14 protein-coding genes are annotated in these 19891 nt (G+C 63.9%); 7 read left to right on the top strand and 7 right to left on the bottom strand.

Annotation, left to right across the window (positions count from 1 at the left end):
• Positions 1-90: 90 nt before the first annotated feature.
• The 6 genes from ABIC90_RS24600 to ABIC90_RS24625 form a co-directional block, all read right to left on the bottom strand.
• Positions 91-4149 carry an Eco57I restriction-modification methylase domain-containing protein gene (locus tag ABIC90_RS24600; RefSeq protein ID WP_354358851.1) on the bottom strand — a complete coding sequence of 1353 codons (4059 nt, stop codon included), beginning with the start codon at positions 4147-4149 and terminating at the stop codon, positions 91-93.
• Complete coding sequence (gene drmD / locus ABIC90_RS24605) at positions 4146-7286, bottom strand: DISARM system SNF2-like helicase DrmD (protein ID WP_354358853.1); 3141 nt, start codon at positions 7284-7286, stop codon at positions 4146-4148. Before drmD ends, ABIC90_RS24600 begins: the two co-directional genes overlap by 4 nt.
• 499 nt (positions 7287-7785) lie before the next feature.
• A complete protein-coding gene (locus tag ABIC90_RS24610; RefSeq protein WP_354358855.1) occupies positions 7786-9006 on the bottom strand; it encodes a tyrosine-type recombinase/integrase in 1221 nt (406 codons plus the stop codon).
• A 264-nt stretch (positions 9007-9270) separates the two neighbouring features.
• A complete protein-coding gene (locus ABIC90_RS24615; RefSeq protein ID WP_354358857.1) occupies positions 9271-9552 on the bottom strand; it encodes a hypothetical protein in 282 nt (93 codons plus the stop codon).
• Positions 9553-9803: 251 nt separating this feature from the next.
• Positions 9804-11615 carry a single-stranded-DNA-specific exonuclease RecJ gene (gene recJ / locus ABIC90_RS24620; protein ID WP_354358859.1) on the bottom strand — a complete coding sequence of 604 codons (1812 nt, stop codon included), beginning with the start codon at positions 11613-11615 and terminating at the stop codon, positions 9804-9806.
• A complete protein-coding gene (locus tag ABIC90_RS24625) occupies positions 11612-12577 on the bottom strand; it encodes a hypothetical protein (protein WP_354358861.1) in 966 nt (321 codons plus the stop codon). Before ABIC90_RS24625 ends, recJ begins: the two co-directional genes overlap by 4 nt.
• A 55-nt stretch (positions 12578-12632) precedes the next feature.
• On the opposite strand from ABIC90_RS24625, the gene ABIC90_RS24630 reads away from it, so the two are divergent.
• The 4 genes from ABIC90_RS24630 (at position 12633) to ABIC90_RS24645 (ending at position 15494) form a co-directional block, all read left to right on the top strand.
• Positions 12633-13889: a lipoprotein-releasing ABC transporter permease subunit gene (locus ABIC90_RS24630; RefSeq protein ID WP_354358863.1), complete on the top strand. Its 1257-nt coding sequence runs from the start codon at positions 12633-12635 to the stop codon at positions 13887-13889.
• Complete coding sequence (gene lolD, locus ABIC90_RS24635; protein ID WP_354358865.1) at positions 13882-14643, top strand: lipoprotein-releasing ABC transporter ATP-binding protein LolD; 762 nt, start codon at positions 13882-13884, stop codon at positions 14641-14643. Before ABIC90_RS24630 ends, lolD begins: the two co-directional genes overlap by 8 nt.
• Before the next feature lie 18 nt (positions 14644-14661).
• Positions 14662-14802, top strand: coding sequence for a hypothetical protein (locus ABIC90_RS24640; RefSeq protein WP_354358867.1), 141 nt, complete (start codon positions 14662-14664; stop codon positions 14800-14802).
• A gap of 98 nt (positions 14803-14900) precedes the next feature.
• Positions 14901-15494: an ATP-dependent Clp protease proteolytic subunit gene (locus tag ABIC90_RS24645; protein WP_354358869.1), complete on the top strand. Its 594-nt coding sequence runs from the start codon at positions 14901-14903 to the stop codon at positions 15492-15494.
• 3 nt (positions 15495-15497) lie between these two features.
• Here the strand turns inward: ABIC90_RS24645 and ABIC90_RS24650 are convergent, their stop codons facing one another.
• Positions 15498-15884: a RidA family protein gene (locus ABIC90_RS24650; RefSeq protein ID WP_281149377.1), complete on the bottom strand. Its 387-nt coding sequence runs from the start codon at positions 15882-15884 to the stop codon at positions 15498-15500.
• A 192-nt stretch (positions 15885-16076) separates the two neighbouring features.
• Between ABIC90_RS24650 and ABIC90_RS24655 the strand changes: the two genes are divergently transcribed.
• From ABIC90_RS24655 to ABIC90_RS24665, 3 genes are read left to right on the top strand one after another with little or no spacing between them, the layout of a single operon-like run.
• Complete coding sequence (locus ABIC90_RS24655; protein ID WP_354358871.1) at positions 16077-17660, top strand: ABC transporter substrate-binding protein; 1584 nt, start codon at positions 16077-16079, stop codon at positions 17658-17660.
• 19 nt (positions 17661-17679) lie between these two features.
• Complete coding sequence (locus tag ABIC90_RS24660) at positions 17680-18936, top strand: lactonase family protein (RefSeq protein ID WP_354358873.1); 1257 nt, start codon at positions 17680-17682, stop codon at positions 18934-18936.
• A complete protein-coding gene (locus ABIC90_RS24665; protein ID WP_354358875.1) occupies positions 18936-19889 on the top strand; it encodes an ABC transporter permease in 954 nt (317 codons plus the stop codon). The genes ABIC90_RS24660 and ABIC90_RS24665 overlap by 1 nt, the downstream gene beginning before the upstream one ends.
• Positions 19890-19891: the final 2 nt, after the last annotated feature.

A 19891-nucleotide genomic window follows, 5' to 3' on the forward strand; every position in this document is an offset into this window, starting at 1 on the left:
GAACTGCAAGCCGTTCACATGGACAGCAACGGCCAATTCGATCCTCGAAAAACTCACCCGCCTATGCGGGCGAATTAACGGGACAGGACACTAGTCAGTGCTCTCCCCTTCGATGAGCAGACTCGCTTGCGCGGACGGGAGGCTGCTCCGCCTGCGCTGAGCAACGCCCTCAGCGAACTCTGCCTTTGAATTGCTCTCTGCTCCGTGCTGATCCTGATTCAGTAGACCGAGTCTCCGGCGAGCGCCGCTCCGAGCTGTGTTGCAAACAGTGAAGCGCTTGCGGTCGCTCTCGGGGAGATACTCAAGATCGAAAAAACCGTGTTCGAGAGTCAGGTCATCCCAGCCATACGCACGCGCGCAGAGGCGATCGAGCAGGGCGTGCAAATTTCGAAGATGGCAAATGTCCGGCGATTGATCGGTGGGGTCGTTAAATCGGTTGTACAGCTTCGTCATACCGATTCGATGCTCAATAAGCAGCGTCTCTCGAGCAGAATGGTACTCATGCCCCAGCTGCTCTAGCTCATTGACGACGGACTGATCTGCGGCAGGCATCGGCCAAGTCTCAAGTGCAGCCGAAGTGGAATAGTTGATCGTCGATACGCCAAGCGTGCCACACGTCCAGAACGCCCATTCCTGATGAAACGTGGACTGAAGGATTGCGAACTCCCACCACGTGTCAATGAAATACAGCTTTGTCTTTTTGTTGTAGACGTTGCCAGTTGGAACTCGACGAAACGATACATATTTGCTGTTGATTGCGGACGCTAGGATTGTTGTGCGAGCATCGAGTTCTTGGATGAGCTGTGGGCGAAGGTCCCAGAACTTCCAATAACAGCCCTGATGAATTTGTCCGGTCAGGGAGTCTCGATATGGCTTCACTAGAGCCTCAACTCGGGCGAAGGCAGCGACGTATTTGCGCGCGATCGCCTCGGGCCAATCCCGAAAGTAGATGACCCAACGGGAAGGGGCCAAAACGGCGAGCGTGTTGAGGTCTTGGCCATTGAAAAGGGGGAAGATCACCTCTGCGCATATGGGGTCGCGTTGGATGATCTCGGAACGCTCGTCGTTGGTCAGTTCGAAACCCCGCCCCATGATATCTTGGCCCTGAGAAAAGCGGCCCTCCCAAGCCTTAAGCTTCACCGGACGCGCGATGCCGATTTCTTCTTCAAGCCCTCCGTTGATTGTCCCCACTGATCTTCCGTCGAGCGTGACGAGGCCGTTCCAACTAGTCTTAGTGAACCACACGATTGCAACCACGACAGAAGCTTTCCCAGGCCAGGGAGTCCGCGATACCGCGCTCCGAATCGCGGCACGTTTTTCAATTATCTGATCGAGACACACTACACGCGAGCCCGTCTCAGCGAGTGATTTAGTCGCGAGCAGGCCGACGTGACCAGCGTTCCTAACGAGACTAAATGCACGAAGGAAGAAGTACGCGCAGAGATCGGGAGACCCGGCGACGTTGTTGCGTATGAGCTTTAGATATTCTTGGTAGGTCCCGCCAAGGCGTCGACCAATGATGCGACCGCCCATGAATGGTGGGTTGCCCACCAGTGCGTCGAAACCGGCATCATCTCGAAGAAAGACCTCGGGGAACTCAAGCGGCCAATGAAATGGGCGACGAGGTTTGCCGTCGCTTGAATCTTGAGCGAGTTGACGCGCCGCAGCTTGAAGTAGCGCAGCCTTGGCGACCTCGTCGCCAGCGAGAGCTCTCTCGGCATCAGAGGCCAGCGCGGCGAGTGTTTTTTCGGCAGTCCGAGTGCCGTTTACAAAGACGACACCGATAAGTGCATCAGCTACCGCTTCGGAGCTTGCGAGCCTCAATCGCGCGGCGGCGTCGAGGCTCGCCATCACTTCGATATCGCGAATATCGCGGATGGGCATTTCACGGAGCTGCAGACGGATCGCCTCTACTTCGTCGACGGTCCGTCGAATATTCCTGCCGAAGAGGCGCCCCTGCGCCTGAGTGCTTGGCGTCATTGATAGCTTGCTGAGTTGATCAAGACTATCAATGCCCAGCAGACTATCACCACAGCGCAAGTTGTGGTCAAGGAAGCCGAACGGGCGCCCCTTGGCCAGCGTGACCAGCCAGATCGACAACTTGGCGAGTTCCACAGCAAGCGGATTCAGGTCCACGCCATAGAGGCAACGTTCGGCGATTAGGCGTCGGGCGATCACGGTGCGCGATTCAGTATCACGGGGCAGCGGTTCTTTTGCATCCGCCAACTCAAGTGCTTCGCCATTCACATTCACCGACTTGCCTGCCGCCTCGGCCCATGACCAAGCTTCGACCAACCGATCAGCGAGCCAGCGGCACGCTTGCACCAGGAAAGCCCCCGAACCCATGGCCGGGTCACAAATCTTAAGTTCGATCAGTTCAGCTGGAGACTTTAGTACCCATTGGTCGCGCGCCGTGCCCTCGGTCGGACCTACATAGGCAATCGGCGTGAGCGTCTCGGTGACGATGGCCTCGGTGAGAGATTTCGGTGTGTAGTGAGTGCCGGTCTCGCGCCGATCGGAGCCCGCGGTAACGATGAAGGCCCCTGCGGGATAGAGCAACGGGTAGTTCCATGGATCGGTACGCACCAGGTTGGCAAAAGGCTTGATGCGGTCACGCAGCCCTGTATTTCCATGGCAAGCGGCGAGCAGCCGATCGGCGAGCGAGTCATCGACGGGCTTGACCAAGCCGTTGCGCACTCGGCTGGCGGAGCTGCCGGAGCGCTCCTGCAGCAACTCTGCGAGACGTGCTGCGCCGTCCAGTTGGGCGGACTCCAGTTCGGCCAACGTGACCCAGGGGGTCTTGGCATTCTTGGTGCCATCGAGTTCCAGTGTGACCTCGGCGGTGCGCTTGACGGTACGTTCCAGCAGGCCCTCGTAGACGTAGCCGATTTGTTCGACATCCAGGGCACGGTAGGACAGCGTCCGCCCCTGGAACTGCTGGATGGCCTCAAGCAACAGCAGCACGGTGCGGTTGTCGATTGGCAGCGGCTTAGCGGTGTCTGTGCGCCAATGAGAGCCTTGGGCGCGGCCCTCAAGGAAGGGGAATCGATCCGGGTCGAAGAGTGAGCCACCCAGCGCGGGCAGGCGCAGGTTTTCGTGATCAATGCCGCCGAACACGGCGCGGAAGATCGCTAGCAGGCGCGACCAAGCGTCCCAGCGGCGTTCGAGGATCTCCTCGGATTCCTTGCGCAACTGCATGCGCAGGGTCGAGAGCGCGTAGTTGGCTTCGTAGCGCTCGTCGCCGAGTAGCAACAAGCCACGTTCCTCGGCGGAGAGCAGGAAAACAAGCCGCATCATCACGGTCAGCGCTGCCTCGTAAAGCATCGGCTCCTTCACATCGCGCAGTAGCTCGCGGTCGCGGTCCTGGTCGGCTTTGTCAAGCGCCTGTATCAGCACTTCGACAGCGCGCCGTACCTGTTCCCCGAGGGCATCGGTGACTTCGTCCTGATATTTCAGGGAGCGATCGAAAAGTGCCGGCAGTTGTTCGGCTTCAGCAAAGAAGAAGCGACGAATGCCCAGTAGGTGCACAAAGGCCTGCAGGGTGATGAGCTCCTGGCTCCAGATACGGGCGTACCAGCTGGCGAAGGTAGTGACGGCGCCAACCGGAGCATCAACTAGCATCCAGCGTTCGCCATTGCTCACCAGCCCCAGGCGGCAACCGGCGGCGCGGCATAGTTGAACCATCCGATCAGCCGGGGTGGCGTCCCAACCGTCCAGCTTCAGGGTGACATCGAGGTCGACATTCGGACCGTAGGTCTGGATGAGCATCAGGGGCTCGTTGGCCCGTTGCTCATCGACCACTGCGACGTCCGGAATCAGTATCACGCCATGCTCGGGCAGGCTGAAATTCAGGTTGGCGGCACACCAGTCGACGCGCTTAAGAACGTCGCCTCTACCATCCTCGTCGAGGTCCAGTCCGCGCGAAAGCACCTCGTCGATCCACGCAGCGTGCAACTCGATGAACTGCGGATCATCCGTCTCTAGCGCCTCGCGCCATTCCTCGTATGCCTGACGCAGACGCCTGCGTTTGGGGCCGTCGAGCTCTTCCAAACCTTGAGGGAATGCCTCCTTAAGTACCGGAACGGCGAGGAAGGGGCCGGAGATCTCGATGAGCGCCAGCCAGTCGTGATGGGGGTCGTGATTGCTCATGCTGTATCGCCCTGTATGCCGGACTTGGGAACCAGGAAGACGATTGCGACCGGAAAGGTGCGATCCTCAAGCTTGGCATAGCGGGCTTCTATGGCCTGGGCCTCCTGTATACGCTCTATGGGCACGCGCGCGAGGCGTGCCTCCAGCGCGGCGTTGTCGCGTCTAAGTTGGATGCGCTCGTCCTCGGTGAAGAGCGAAAATTGTTCCGGCTGCTGATCTTTCTTTAGCTCTCTTTGGATCGCTTTCTCAAGCTCGTCTAGTACTGCGCCGATATCGTCGATCTCCTGCTGTTTGCGCGTCTGTAGCGTGTTGGCCAGAAACTTGAGTCGGTCCTTCGAACGGGTTTCGACCGATTGAAGGATGGCAGACTGGGCGCGATCGAAGCGCACCCGGAGGGCATCGAACAGCGAATCGTTTGCACTGAATGGCTGCGCCTCGTCCAGCAACTGCTGGACACGCATGACGCCTTCTTCACGCCGGAACGACTGATCGCGCAGATAGCCGCCCGAGATGGTCAGTTCCTCGTGAAGTCGATGATGGTTTCCGCCGATGATGAGCAGCCGCGAGATTACGACCACGGCCGGGCCTTCGATATGCGCTTCCGGCATCGTGCGCACGGTGACGCGATGCAGTTTCTTCACGTCGTCCTGTGCCCAGACCTCGGCACGCAGCAGGCGCAGGCACATCTGCACCAGACGATGGTTCAGGTGGACGAGCACGACATCGTCTCTTCCCTTCGCCACGGCGTGGTCGAAGGTTATGGGGCGAATCTGCTGGGTATGGGGGTGACGCAGACCTTCTAGGCAGCGCGTCCATGAGCCTGATAGAAGTGGCATCCTGAATACGCTGCTCGAGGGAGCTCCTTCGAGGGCAACGGCTTCCAGTGGAGGGCGACCCGCTAGCGCAAGGCCGGTCTTCACCGCAGTCTGGACATGGCCGGGAGTGAGGTGAAAATCCTGCTGCGTGACTAAGAGTCGCTCGTGGAGCTTTGCGACACGTTCTTTCAGCTCGCGTTCGGCGCGCACGAAACGCCTGGCCTTGGCGATCCTGGCCTCTGCGAGGCGGGTGTCCAGGTCCTTCAGAGAACCTTCGATGAGGCCCGACATCTGGGGCGCGATGACCGGATTGACGCTGCCCATGTCGGCTCGCATTGACTCCAGTTTGCGCAGAGCACGTAGGATGTCCTCGCCGAGGCCACCGACCGAATCGTGACCTTTGGCCCCGCCGTCGACCGGGTGCCAGATAAGCACCTCTTTCTCTCGTTGCCCGTGACGGTCGATACGCCCGTTGCGCTGCTCCATCACGTTGGGGTTGTAGGGGATCTCCAAATGGATAAGGCAGTTGCAATGGTTCTGCAGGTCGATACCCTCAGAGGCTGCATCGGTGGCAAGCAGGATGCGAACCGGAGAATCCTTTGGAGATGCTTGGAAGGCCGCCTTGATGGGCTCCCGCTCATCCTGCGTGAGGCCGCCGTGGAGCAGGCCGAGTCGGTCGCCGCCGAAGCCATGGCTGGCGAGGATCTCGTGCATCCACTGGTGTGTGGTGCGATATTCGGTGAATAGGATCACCCGATGATCGTTCCACTGGCCACCTGGTTGCAGGTTGGCTGAGAGCCAATCGATGATGGCCTTGGCCTTGGAATCAGTCTGATTCTTGGCTCGCTGTGCCCATTGCCTCAGTTCGCCTAGCATCCTCTGCTGTTCCTGGGTCAGCGGCTTGGCTCGGCGCGAAGCTTCCTCCACGGCCTCCGATTGGGCGTTCTCAACCTCTTGGTCGTTGGCATAGTCCTCATCCACTTTCAGGATAGCTTTTCGCAGGATGCGCTCGGCCATGGCGTCCTTTGCTTTGGGTTCGGCCCTATTCGACAGCGAGGAGATATGCTTCTCAAGCGTGGAGGCGAACGCGGCAGGCGACGAAAACAGACGTTTCTTGAGCAGTCGATTGACAAACGAGGTGCCGAATGTGGTGCCGGTCTTCTCCGCGTCTTTCTCGCGACTTGCACAGTAGTCGTTCAGCTTCTGGTGGATCTCCCGTTCCTCATCCGTGTACGGAACCGCCAGCGCCTGTAGCTTGCGTTGGGCATACAACGGGTTGCCGTCGGCGTCGACCAGATCGCTCTTAAGGCGACGGATCATCACCTGACTCAGTTGCTTCTCGTCAGGAAGGATGTTCCGAGCGAAGCGCTGGTCGTCCAGCAACTCTAGCAGTGAGGTGAACGACTCGGTGTAGCCGTTGTGAGGTGTCGCTGTCAGAAACAGCCGGTGCTGGAAGTGCGGGCTGATCGTACGGATGAATCGCGTACGCTGGCTTTCAAGCGCGTAATGCGCACCAGCGGCGGGGGCGATGTTGTGCGCTTCGTCGACAACTAGGAGATCGAACTTCCGCGGATGGCCTGCATGCGGCGGAAGAACGTCACGCATGGCGCGTAGCCCTTCGCCGCTCTTGACCCAGTCCATCGATGCGATGAGACGTGGGTGGGATGTCCAAGGGTTAGCATGGATGCCGCGCTCACGGCGCAATTTCTTGATGTAAGCCGTATCGACCACCCGGAACTCAAGGCCGAATTTTTCCAGCATCTCGACGCGCCACTTCTCCTGAAGCGATGCTGGGCAGATGATCAAAACGGTGTGCGCGCGATGCCGTAGCAGTAACTCTTGAACGATGAGGCCGGCTTCGATGGTCTTGCCTAGGCCAACGTCGTCGGCGATCAGCAAGTTCACTCGGGCCATGTCGATGGCGCGGACCAACGGGTCGAGCTGAAAATCCTCAATGCTGACCCCGCTGCGAAAGGGCGCCTGCAGAAAGCTCCTATCGGCGTTTGTCGCGGCTCCCCAACGTATCGCATCAAGGAACGCGTCAAGAGTAGCCGAGTCGTCTTGTCCCGTTATGGAGGGCAGTCCCGCTCGCTCGATGACTTGAGCGCCCGGCTCGATTTCCCAGATGACTTCCAGCTCCTCTCCAAGGCCATCCTCATCGATGGCCGAGAGGCTCACCAAGCTCTGTGAGTTTGAGTTCGACGTCAATTTTGCCGAATCCACCTCTGCAACTACCCATCGGCGTCGACGGACCTCAACCAACTGACCAGGTTCAGGGCGCGCACGGTAGCTCGAAGTTTCTGGATCGTTCGAGATCTCCATTTGGTCTGCTTGCCTTCCCAATTCGTTCATTTCCCAGCCGGCGGAGATCTGGCTCGGTTCCGGCCGACTGTAGCCGGACTCTGATGAGTGTCCCTCGCGTCTGTCGTCGCGATAAACGTGATCGCTCCATCTCGTGTGCCCGACTTTGGAGGTGACCCCATTGATGGCTGATCTTGTCGCTGATCGGGTGCATGGCGCAGTGCGCTCAGTGGATCAAACATCACCTCTTTGTGGACCTGCGTTGGCCGTTCGCCGTTGTGCACCCTGAACCTCATTGCCGAGCGAAGTGGCACTGTGACAGGCGGGCACCCGTCGAACATGATGCTGACCACCACCAGACCGACTCACACGCGGCCGGACTGCGCTCTCCGCGGACCCTGTGCACATGCCTGAGCCGACCTGAAAGGGGGCGGCGCGGCGTTGCGGACTATCTAGTCACGAGGAGAAGAGGTGTGCAGGCTGCAGGAAGCGGTCAGGGCGGCCTAGATTTGCGAGAGTTTCACGCAGCCTTCCTGTCCAGAGGGACGACGTTGTTGCCAGCTTCTAGCGAAGCTACCAGCGTGCCCCAGTCGTCCATGATCTTTCGTCGCTCGTCCAGGTGCTCACTGCGCGCATAGGCGGCCACAACCTTGCTGCGCTCGGCGTGGTCAAGCTGCCGCTCCAGTGCAGCGACGCTCCAGCCCCGTTCGGACAGCAGGCTACGCGCCGACGCGCGGAAGCCATGCAACGTCTGCCTGCCTTGATAGCCCATGCGGATGAGCATGCGGCCGATGGTGTTCTCGCTCATGAAGCCATCGGCGCCATAACTGTTAGGGAAGACATTCGGGCTATCGCCGGTGAGAGTATGCAGATCGCGAAACGTGTCGATAGCCGCTTCGGACAAGGGCACGATGTGGGCCTGATTCAGGCTCTTGCCCATCTTCATGCGCGCCGCAGGGATCCGCCATTCGCAAGTCTCGAAGTCGATCTCATCCCACTGGGCGTGTCGAAGTTCCTGCGAGCGCACGAAGGTCAACAGCGCCAGCCGCGTCGCCAGCAGAGTAAGTTTGTCCGCAGCCTGATAGCCTTTCAGGTCGAGCAGAAACTCACCGAACTGGCGGCGGTCAGTAAGCGCGGGTCGATGCTTCACGCCTGGAAGGACAATGGTTTTCACGAGGTCGGCAGCCGGGTTATAGGTGGCCCGGCCCGTAGCGATACCAAAACGGAAAATTTGTCCGCAGAACTCGCGTAACCGCGTCGCCGTATATGCCGCGCCGCGCCCCTCTACCTTGCGCAGCATCGTCAGCAGCTCAGGCGGGGTAATTGCGGATATCGGGCGATTGCCAATGGAGGGGAATACATCGGCTTCCAAGTGTGTGAGAACCTTGGCGGCGGTAACCGCGGCCCACCGTTTGGAATTGGCTTTGTGCCATTCATGGGCCACCATCTGAAAACTATTGGCGGCCTCGATGGCGACCCTTGCCTTAGCAGCTTTTCGCAGCTCACCGGGATCGTTGCCTCGATCTAGCATCTGCTTGGCGGCCTCGCGCCGCTCACGGGCTTCCTTGAGACTCACGGTCGGATAGACCCCGAAGGCTAGGCGTTTTTCCTTCCCGCCGAAGCGGTATTTCAGTCGCCAGTAGCGACCGCCAGCTGGGGTAACTTCTAGATAAAGTCCGCCGCCGTCGGCATGCTTGCCGGGTGTGGTGAGGTTGCGGAGCTTGGCATCGGTCAATTTCATCAGGGCATCCCTCGATGGGTGGGGGCATATTTGGGGGCATATTCTGCCCCCACTCTGACGACCTCAAGCATTCATGCGGGTTTGCGAGTCATGTTCGAGTCGGACAAGCGCACCATTCAAACCCCTGCGTCATGCAATGGCCCAGGGGTTTTTCTTTGCGCAGGCTGTTTGTGTTTCCGCTTTGAGCGAATAAGCAGGCGGTTATTTTTCCGGTCTGGATTGGCCGAACTGGCATTTCCAGTGAGTTCGTGATCTCTGCCGAGGCTAATCGGTCAGATCGAAAAACGTCACGCGCCAGCGGCGATCGTCGCGTCCCCAATTCGCTTCAAGCCGGCTCTCGCAACTGCGGATGAATCCCTGGCGCATGGCTTCAGGCATTGCTCGTGCGGCCTGCTCGACCCCGATGCGCAAAGCCTCGGCGCTGGCCCTCGTCAATCGCGCGCCTTCGCCCCCTACATCGCGCAGCGACCCGAATTCGGCTTCGATGTCGGCGGCCAAGGGCGACAGGTGCTTGGTGTTCGACGCTTGATGAAGTGTTTTTGTCATTCTCGGAGTGCTGGCGCTCGCACACCGCTGGGAGCAGACCCGGCGGATGCGGACAACGTGGGATACCGACGATTGCAGCACCATCGCGCGCACGAGGGAATATGCAGAACGCACTGGTCCTGCCCAATGTTGTACCGTTGCCACGCCTAAGCGCTCGACCGAAATTGGTCACTGGCTGCTTGTTCTGCAGCTGCTTCGGCTGCAACCCCCACATCAGGCATTCCAGCCAGCACCCCAGGGCTCCTGGATTCCTAGATTTCCGCGCCTTCCACCAGGAACCTGAGGCGCCGCACCCCTTGCCACTCGTCGGCATCGAGCCTGAAGGCCAGCTTCACGCGCGGCGGCAGGGGCTCGGTGTGGCTGAACCAGATCGCATCGATCGGCTGGCCCTGGTGCTTGAGCTTGAGCGCCAGGTGCTTTTCGCCCACCAGCCGCTGGGACACCACTTCCACTTCCTCGCTGAAGGTGGGCGGCGCAAAGCCTTGTCCCCACACCTCGCGGTGCAGCGTGTCCACCAAGTCGATGCGCATGTACTCGCGCGCGATCGGCCCGTCGGTCTCGATCTGGCGCGTGAGCGCAGCGGCGGCCAGCCATTCGCCGGCCACCTGCGCCAGCGCCTCTTCGAAGGTCTTGAAGTGTTCGCGCGCCACGGTGCAGCCGGCCGCCATGGCATGCCCGCCGAAGCGCAGCAGCACGCCCGGATGGCGCTTGGCCACCAGGTCCAGCGCGTCGCGCAGATGAAAGCCCGGAATCGACCGGCCCGAGCCCTTGAGCTCCTGCTCCTTGCCCGGCGCGCCGCTCGCTGCGAACACGAAGGTGGGGCGGTGAAAGCGGTCCTTGATGCGCGAGGCCACGATGCCGACCACGCCTTCATGAAAGTTCGCATCGAACACGCTGATGGCCGCGGGCGGTGCCTCGATGCCCTCGCCGTCGGTGGCAAAGAGCGACTCGGCCAGGAGCAGCGCCTGGTCGCGCATGCCGCCTTCGATGTCGCGCCGCTCGCGGTTGATGCCGTCCAGCATGCGCGCAAGCTCGTCGGCGCGGCCCGCGTCGTCGGTCAGGAGGCATTCGATGCCCAGCGTCATGTCGGCGAGCCGGCCGGCCGCGTTGATGCGCGGGCCCAGGGCGAAGCCGAAGTCGAAGGTGGTGGCGGCGGAGGCGGTGCGGCCCGCGGCCTTGAAGAGCGCGGCGACGCCCGCGGGCATGGCGCCCGCGCGGATGCGCCGCAGGCCCTGTGCGACGAGGCGGCGGTTGTTGGCGTCCAGCTTCACCACGTCGGCTACCGTGCCCAGCGCGACCAGCGGCAGCAGCACATCGAGCTTGGGCTGCGGTTTGCCTGCCCCTCGGCTTGCCACTTCGTGTGCTTCGCCACCCCCCGGGGGGGAGGCTCGCCCGCTTTGGGGCGGCCCGGCAGCGGGCGACGGCACATCGAACACACCGCGCTGGCGCAGTTCGGAGCGCAGCGCGAGCAGCACATAGAACATGACGCCGACACCCGCGATGCTCTTGCTCTCGAAATCGCAGCCGGGCTGGTTGGGGTTGACCAGCACGTCGGCCGCAGGAAGCTCGGGGCCGGGCAGGTGGTGGTCGGTCACCAGCACCTGCAGGCCGCGCGCCTTGGCGGCGGCCACACCGTCGACGCTCGCGATGCCGTTGTCCACGGTGATCAGCATGTCGGCGCCGCTGTCGGCCACGCGCTCGGCAATCGGCGGCGTGAGGCCGTAGCCGTCGACCACGCGGTCGGGCACGAGGTAGCTCACGTGCCTGGCGCCCAAAAGGCGCAGGCCCCGCACGCCGACCGCGCAGGCGGTGGCGCCGTCGCAGTCGTAGTCGGCCACGATGCACAGGCGCTTGTCGAGCGCCATCGCGTCGGCCAGCAGCACGGCGGCTTCGCGGGTGCCCCGCAAGGTGTCGGGGGGTAGCAAGCGCGCGAGGCCGTCGTCGAGTTCGTCCTTGGCCAGCACGCCGCGCGCGGCGAAAAGGCGCGCGAGCAGCGGATGCACGCCCGCCTGTTCCAGCGCCCAGACGGTGCGCGGGGGAATGTCTCGGGCGACGATCTTCACAGCGACTCCAGCACGTTGGCTGCGCGTGTGCGATCGAACAGGCTCCTGGCCCAGCGTGCCAGGCCGCGCTGCTGCACGGTGTAGCGCTGCGCGGCGCGGTCGCCGCAAAGGGTGAGCGTCACTTCGGCGCCGCGCGTGTAGTCGGCCAGCAGCGCGGCGATGTCGCCGGCGTCCAGCGCCTGCCAGGCCTCGGCCCAGGCCGCGCCGTCGTCCTGCAGGGCGGGCACGCGCAGGGTGTTGTTCACGGTGGGTGCGGGGGCGGTCGGCGTTGCGCCCTTCAACGCGCCGGTGCCGCTGAGCCAGAAGGAGTTGATGGCCGGCACGCCGCGCGCGGCGCGGTCGTCGTTCACGCGCTGCGTGTAGAGCAGCATCTGCATTTCGTTCTGCAGCCGGCGCAGCGGGCGGGCCGCGTCGCCCAGCGGCGACCATTGCGAGATCGGGTAGCCCACCGCGCGATCGATGGAGGCTGTGGCCAACCCGTCGAAGATGCGCGCGCGTGCAAGCCAGCGGCCCGGGGTGGGCGAGGGATGCAGCGCGATGCCGTCTTCCTCGAAGAAGGGCTGCGCCACGGCCAGGAGCGCGGCCGATTCGGCGGCGTCGATCTCGATGGCGGACGGATCGCCCAGCGCCACGTCGTCGATGCCCACCAGCCAATGGCTCAGCGTGGCCAGGCCCCATGCTTCTTCGTCGTCGGCCGCGGCCACGCCTGTTTGCCGTGCCTCCAGCGCGGCCCAGGGGATGCAGCCGTCGTCGACGGCGATGCCCAGGGCGCGGGCGAGGGCGCGTTCGTGCGGCGGCGAGCGGGTGCTTTCGTCCAGCGTGTCGGTGTCTGCCAGCGCCAGGCGGGTGAGCAGGGTTTCGAGGTTCGGCAGCTTCAGCGCGGTCAGTGCGGCGCGGCAGGACTGGGAACCGCGGCCGGCAAAGGGGATCAACAGATGTCGTGGGGGGTGTTGTTCGGCCATCCCTCTATTGTCCCGGAAGCCCCTCGGCTTTCCGTGATGCCACAATCCCGCCCCTATGCGACTCCCTTATGAACTGCAGCTCGGCTGGCGCTACACGCGCGCAGGCCGGGCGACGCGGCGCAACGGCTTCATCTCCTTCATCTCCGGTGTGTCGATGCTCGGCATCGCACTGGGCGTGGCGGCGCTGATCATTGTGCTCAGTGTGATGAATGGCTTCCAGAAAGAGGTGCGCGACCGCATGCTCGGCGTGGTGTCGCACATCGAGATCTTCTCGCGCGACGGCCAGGCGCTGCAAAGCCTGGACGACATCATGGCCGCCGCGCGCAAGAACCCCGAGGTGATCGGCGCCGCACCCTTCATCAACACGCAGGCGCTCATCGCGCGCGGCGAAGACATGAAGGGCGCCATCGTCCGCGGCATCGACCCCAAGCTGGAACCCGAAGTGACCGACACCGGCGGTATCGCCGGCAAGGGCACCTTCGACAAGCTGGTGCCGGGCGAATTCGGCATCGTGCTGGGCATCGAGCTTGCGCGCTCGCTCTTCGTGCAGCCGGGCGACCAGGTCACGCTGGTGGCGCCGGGCGGGCAGGTCACGCCGGCCGGCGTGGTGCCGCGCCTGAAGCAGTTCACCGTGGTGGGCGTGTTCGACTCGGGCCACTACGAGTACGACTCGGCGCTGGCCATGGTGCACGAGCAGGACGCGGCCAAGGTGTTCCGCCTCGAAGGCCCGACCGGCATCCGGCTGAAGCTCAAGGACCTGAACGAGGCGCGCGACGTGGCCGACCAGCTGGCCGTGAGCCTGCCGGGCGAGTTCCTCATCCGCGACTGGACGCGCCAGAACAAGACCTGGTTCGCGGCCGTGCAGGTCGAGAAACGCATGATGTTCATCATCCTCACGCTGATCGTGGCCGTGGCCGCGTTCAACCTGGTTTCCACCCTGGTGATGACGGTGACCGACAAGCGCGCCGACATCGCCATCCTGCGCACGCTGGGCAGTTCGCCGCGCAGCATCATGGGCATCTTCGTGGTGCAGGGCGCGATGGTGGGCGTGATCGGCACCGTGGCCGGCCTGCTGCTGGGCCTGGGCATCGCCTACAACATCGACGTGATCGTGCCCTTCCTGGAGCGGCTCTTTCATGCCAGCTTTTTGCCCAAGGACATCTACCTGATCAGCAAGATGCCCAGCGACCCGCAACGCAGCGACATCATGCCCATTGCCATCATCTCCCTCGTGCTCGCCTTCCTGGCCACGCTGTACCCGAGCTGGCGCGCCAGCCGGGTGAACCCTGCCGAGGCATTGCGCTATGAGTGAAGTGACCCCCACGCTCGGCACTGGCGTGTCCTCGCTGCCCCCCGAGGGGGCCGCCATTGGCTTGGGACGGCCCGGCGCCAATGGTGTCGTATTGAAGGCCCGTGGACTCACGAAGCGATTCCACGAAGGCCGCCTCGACCTCACCGTGCTGCACGGCGTCGACCTGGACGTGCGCGCCGGCGAAACGCTGGCCATCGTCGGCGCTTCCGGTTCGGGCAAGAGCACGCTGTTGCACCTGATGGGCGGACTTGATGCGCCGACCTCGGGCAAGGTCGAGCTGCTGGGCAAGGACATCGCGCACGCCGATGCCGCCGAGCAGGGGCGGCTGCGCAACATGCACCTGGGCTTCGTCTACCAGTTCCATCACCTGCTGCCCGAGTTCAGCGCGCTGGACAACGTGGCGATGCCGCTGAAGATCCGCCGCGTCGAATCCGCGCAGGCGGCACAGGCGGCCGCGAAGATCCTTGAGAGCGTGGGCCTGGGCGAGCGCCTTCACCATCGGCCGGCGGAACTGTCGGGCGGGGAGCGCCAGCGCGTGGCGATCGCGCGCGCGCTGGTCACGCAGCCGGCCTGCGTGCTGGCCGACGAGCCCACCGGCAACCTGGACCGCAGCACGGCCGACACGGTGTTCGCGCTGATGCTGGACCTGGCGCACCGGCACGGCACGGCCTTCGTGATGGTCACGCACGACCAGGAACTGGCCGGGCGCTGCGACCGCGTGCTGCAGCTGGTGGCGGGCCGGCTGGCCGGCTGAGCGCGGAGCGCCTGATCCATGAGCCCTCTGGCCATCACGCCGGAACTGTCGCAGGGGCTCGAAAAATACGGCCTCTTCGTGGGCGAGGGCGCGGTGCTGCTGCTACTGCCGTTTCGCTTCGAAACCCCGGTGCGACTGTGGCCGGCGGTGCCGGGGTAAGCCAAGGCGCGCTGGCGCCGCACGCGCAATGCCGCGAAACTGGGGGTTCGGTTCGTCATCCTGCACACCGACACAACCCACTGGAGTTTTTCCCGACCATGGAAACCGACGACGACACCAAGCCCGCAGCCACGGGCGAGCCGCGCACCTCCTACCTGGAGGAGAAGGCGTTCAAATCGCGCACGCTGCTGATCTTCGGCACCATCACCGACTCGGTCGCCGCCGACGTCACGCGCCGGCTCATCGCGCTCGACGCGGACAGCACCGACAAGCCCATCGACATCCTCGTGAGTTCGCCCGGCGGCCACCTGGAGTCGGGCGATGCCATTCACGACATCGTGCGTTTCATCAGCGCGCCGGTGAACATGATCGGCACCGGCTGGGTGGGCAGCGCCGCCACGCACCTGTTTTTGGCGGCTCCGCGCGAGCGGCGCGTGTGCCTGCCGAACACGCGTTTCCTGATCCACCAGCCCAGCGGCGGCGCCGGCGGGCAGGCGACCGACATCGCCATCCAGGCGCAGGAAATCATCAAGGCCCGCCAGCGCATCGCGCACGAAATCTCGCGCGAGACCGGCAAGCACATCGACGTGGTGCTGGCCGACATCGAGCGTGACCGCTGGCTCTCGGCGGAGGAGGCGGTGGAGTACGGGCTGGTCTCGCGGATCATCCAGCGCAAGACCGAGCTGAAGTAGCAGTTACTTCGGCTTGTAGGCGACGACGTCGATTTCCACTTTGGCATCGACCATCAGGCGCGCCTCGGTGGTCGAGCGCGCCGGCTTGTTCTCTCCGAAGTAGCTCATGTAGATGCGGTTGAAGGCACCAAAGTCGCGCGCGTCGTGCAGCCACACGGTGCTCTTGCACACGTCGTCGAGCGTGGCACCGGCCAGCGCGAGCACCTTCTTCAGGTTTTCCATCACCTGGCGCGTCTGCGCCTCGATGCCGCCCACCACGATCTCGCCTTCGGCGTTGGCGGGCACCTGGCCCGACACATAGATGAAATCGCCCGCGCGCACGGCCGGGGAGAAGGGGCGGGCCTGGCGGTCCGAGGCGACGGGCGGGGCGCCGAGGTATTCGAGGGGCATGGGAGGACTCCTGAAAAGTGAACAAGAAGGGAGGAAAAACGATCGCAAGTATCGATCCAATCTGAAAATCTATTTCAGAAAATCATCCAATCAAGGGTTAACACGGATGATTTGGCATGGTTGATGCTTCAAAGTTCGGGCAGAAAAGAAAATTTCTTTCATAACCTCGCCCGCCCCACGAAGGAGTTCCCCATGCCCCATGCCGCCAACGCCGGTCTTGCCCGGCGCCTGCCCATGCTGTCCAAGCGCAGCCTGCTGGGTGCATCCTTGCTCGCGATGCTGTGTGCCGTGCTGCCGCATCAGCAAGCGCATGCCCAGGGTCCGCGCAACTTCGCCACGCTGGCGATGGTGGCCGAGCCTCAGACGCTGGACCCGATGGCCTCCACCGCCGACCTGGTCGGAACCATCATGCAGCACGTGTACGAGACGCTCTACACCTTCGACGCCAAGTGGAACGTGGTGCCGATGCTGGCCGAAACCATGCCGAAGATCTCCGCCGACGGCAAGTCCTACGCGATCACCTTGCGCAAGGGCGTGATGCTGCACAGCGGCCGCGAGCTCACCGCCGACGATGTGGTGGCCAGCCTGCAGCGGTGGATGGACCAGTCGCCGCGCGGCAAGGCCGTGGGCAAGGAAATCGAGACGCTCAAGGCCAAGGGCCCGCTGGGCGTGGAGATCGTGCTGAAGGCGCCCTATGCGCCGCTGCTCTCGCAGCTTGCGCTGCCCAGCGGCATGGCCGCGATCATGGCCAAGGAATCGATCGCCTCGCCGCTCAAGGAGTTCGTCGGTACCGGCCCCTACAAGTTCAAGGAGCGCCGCCCCGACCAGTTCGTGCTGCTCACCCGCTTCGACAAGTACGCCGCGCGCAAGGAACCCGCGAGCGGCTACGGCGGCAAGCGCGAGGCGGTCATCGAAGAGTTGCGCTTCGTGCCCGTGCCCAACGCCAGCACGCGCGTCGAAGGTGCGCTCGCCGGCCAGTACGACTTTGCCGACCTGCTGCCGGTCGAAGCCCTGCCGCGCCTGGAGAAGTCGGGCGGCAAGACCGTGCCGATCATGACGCCGTCGTTCGGCTTCCCCTACCTCGTGCTCAACACCAAGGAAGGCGTGGCCGCCAACCCGGCCGTGCGCCAGGCCATTCAAACCGCGCTCGGCGAAGGCGAGATGCTCGCCGCCGGCTTCGGCGACACGCGCTTCTTCGTGGCCGAGGCCAACCACTTCCCCAAGGGCTCGCCGTTCTATTCGACCGCCGGCGGCGACCAGTACAACCAGCGCAACGCACCCAAGGCCAAGGAAGCCGCGGCCAAGGCCGGCTACAAGGGCGAGCCGATCCGCGTGCTCACCAGCCGCCAGTACGACTTTCACTACAACATGTCGCTGCTGATGGCCGAGCAACTCAAGCGCGCCGGCTTCAAGGTCGACCTGAACGTGGTCGACTGGGCCACGCTGGTGCAGCGCCGCAACGATTCGAAGCTGTGGGACATCTACGTGACCCACTCGGGCCAGTTCCCCGAGCCGATGCTGTCGCCGCCGCAACTGGGTGACGGTGCGCCCGGCTGGTGGGACACGCCCGCCAAGAAGTCGGCGCTGCAGGCCTTCAATGTCGAGAGCGATCCCGCCAAGCGCGGCGCGCTGTGGGGCAAGGTGCAGCAGGTCATCTACGACGAGGTGCCGTACATCAACGTCGGCAAGTTCAACGGCCTCTCGGCCAAGAGCCCGGCGCTGGACAACTACCAGCCCGCGACCTGGCCCTTCTTCTGGAACGCGAAGATCAAGTAAGGCCGGAAGGACCACTGCCATGCCATCGCGTCGCCAACTTCTGCAAGCCAGCGCACTGGCCTCCGGCCTCGGAGCCCTCGGCCTCACGGCCTCCACCGCACAGGCTGCCACGTCCGGTCCTGTGTACGCCTACGTCGGCACCTACAGCGACGGCGGCAAGCCGTGGCGCGGCGGGCGCGGCCTCGGCGTCCATCAGTTCGTGATGGACGGTGCGACCGGCGCGCTCAAGCCCATTCCCGGCGCACCGCCCGCCGTTGCCAGCACGGGCAGCAACGCCAAGCTGCGCAACCCCGCATCGCTCGCGCGCCATCCGAAGCTGCCGATGCTCTATGCAGCCAACGAGTTCGAGGCCGGTTCGGTCTCGGCCTTTCGCATCGGTGCGGACGGCGCGCTGTCGTTCGTGGCCGAGATGGCCTGCGGCGGCAAGGACCCGGCGTACGTCAGTGTGCATCCGGACGGCCGCTTCCTTTTCACCGCCAACTACGCGAGCGGTGACGTCAGCGTGATCGCACTGCGCGCCGACGGCAGCTTCGACACCGACCGCGCCGCCGTGGTCTACAAGGACGCGGCCGCCTGTGGCGCCACGCCCTGCAAGCCCGGTGCCGACGTGGTGCCGGCCGCGGCCCGCTCGCACGAAGGCTTTGCCACCAGCGACCACGACGGCCCGCATGCACACATGGTGCACAGCGACCCCACCGGCAGCTTCGTGCTGGTCGCCGACCTAGGCCTGGACCGCGTGATCTCGTACCGTTTCGATCGCATCACCGGCGTGCTGAGCCAGCCCAGCACCGTCGCGGTGTCCGAAAGCTCGGGCGCGCGCCACTTTGTCTTTCATCCAAACGGCAAGTGGTTCTACTTGGTGAACGAGGAGGCCTCGACCATCGCCTTCATGCGCTACGACAGCGCCACCGGCGTGCTCACGCTGGTGAGCGAAACCTCGGCGCTGCCGCAGGGCTTCAAGGGCACCAGCTACGCCTCGGGCATCCGCATGCTGCCGGACGGCCGGCACTTCGTGTCGCTGAACCGTTTGCACGATTCGATCTCGCTGTTCAGGATCGATGCCCGCACCGGCGCGCCTACGCTCGTGCGCGAAGAGTGGTCGCGCGGCAACTACCCGCGCAGCTGCACGCTGGACCCGAGCGGCAAGTTCCTCTACGTGTGCCACAACAAGCAGGGCGACAACGTCACGGTGTTCCGCGTGCAGAAGGGCGGCATCAAGTTCACCGGCCAGTACGTGGCAGTGGGCAGCGCGGCCGCCATCGAGTTCTCTTCGTGATGAAGAAGCCTTCGCTGCGCTACATCGCCTCGCGCGCGGTGGGCATGCTCGTGGTGCTCGCCATCGTGGCGGTGCTGGTCTTCGTGCTCACGCGCGCCGCCTCGGGTGACCCGGTCTCGGTGCTGCTCGGCGACCAGGCCACGGCGGCCGACATCGCCCGCGTGCAAAAGGAATACGGCCTCGACAAGCCGCTGCCCATGCAGTTCGGCTACTGGCTGCGCGAAGTGCTGCAGGGCAACCTGGGCACCTCGATCTTCCTGCAGCGCCCGGTGACGCAGGCGCTGTGGGAGCGCGCCGAGCCCACCACGCTGCTCGCGCTCATGGCCGTGGCCATCGCGGCGCTGATCGGCGTGCCTTGCGGCATCGTCTCTGCCGTGTTCCGCGGGCGCGTGGTCGACCAGCTGTTCACCGGCATCGCGATGCTGGGCGCGAGCATTCCGAGCTTCTGGCTGGGCATCGTGCTGATCCAGATCTTCGCGGTGTCGTTCGGATGGTTTCCGGTGTCAGGCTATGGCGCGCCCGATGCGGCGCTGGCCGAGCGGCTGCATGCGCTGGTGCTGCCTGCGGCGGTGCTGGGCCTCCTGAACTCCGCGCTCATCATCCGCTTCACCCGCGCCTCGATGCTCGATGTGCTCGGCGAAGACTATGTGCGCACCGCGCGCTCCAAGGGCCTCTCAGAGAGCAAGGTGGTGCTCAAGCACGCGCTGCGCAATGCGCTGGTGCCCATCGTCACGGTGATCGGCCTGACGGTCGCGCTGATGATCGGCGGCGCCGTCATCACCGAGACGGTGTTCGGTTTGCCGGGCGTCGGCAACCTAGTGGTGAGTGCGGTGCTGCGGCGCGACTACCCCGTCATTCAAGGCGCGCTGCTCGTCATTGCCGCGATTTACGTGCTCATCAATTTCTCCATCGACCTGCTGTACGCCGTCGTCGATCCGCGCGTGAAGGTCTGAGG

It is taken from the genome of Variovorax boronicumulans, assembly GCF_040544675.1.
Classification (GTDB): domain Bacteria; phylum Pseudomonadota; class Gammaproteobacteria; order Burkholderiales; family Burkholderiaceae_C; genus Variovorax; species Variovorax boronicumulans_D.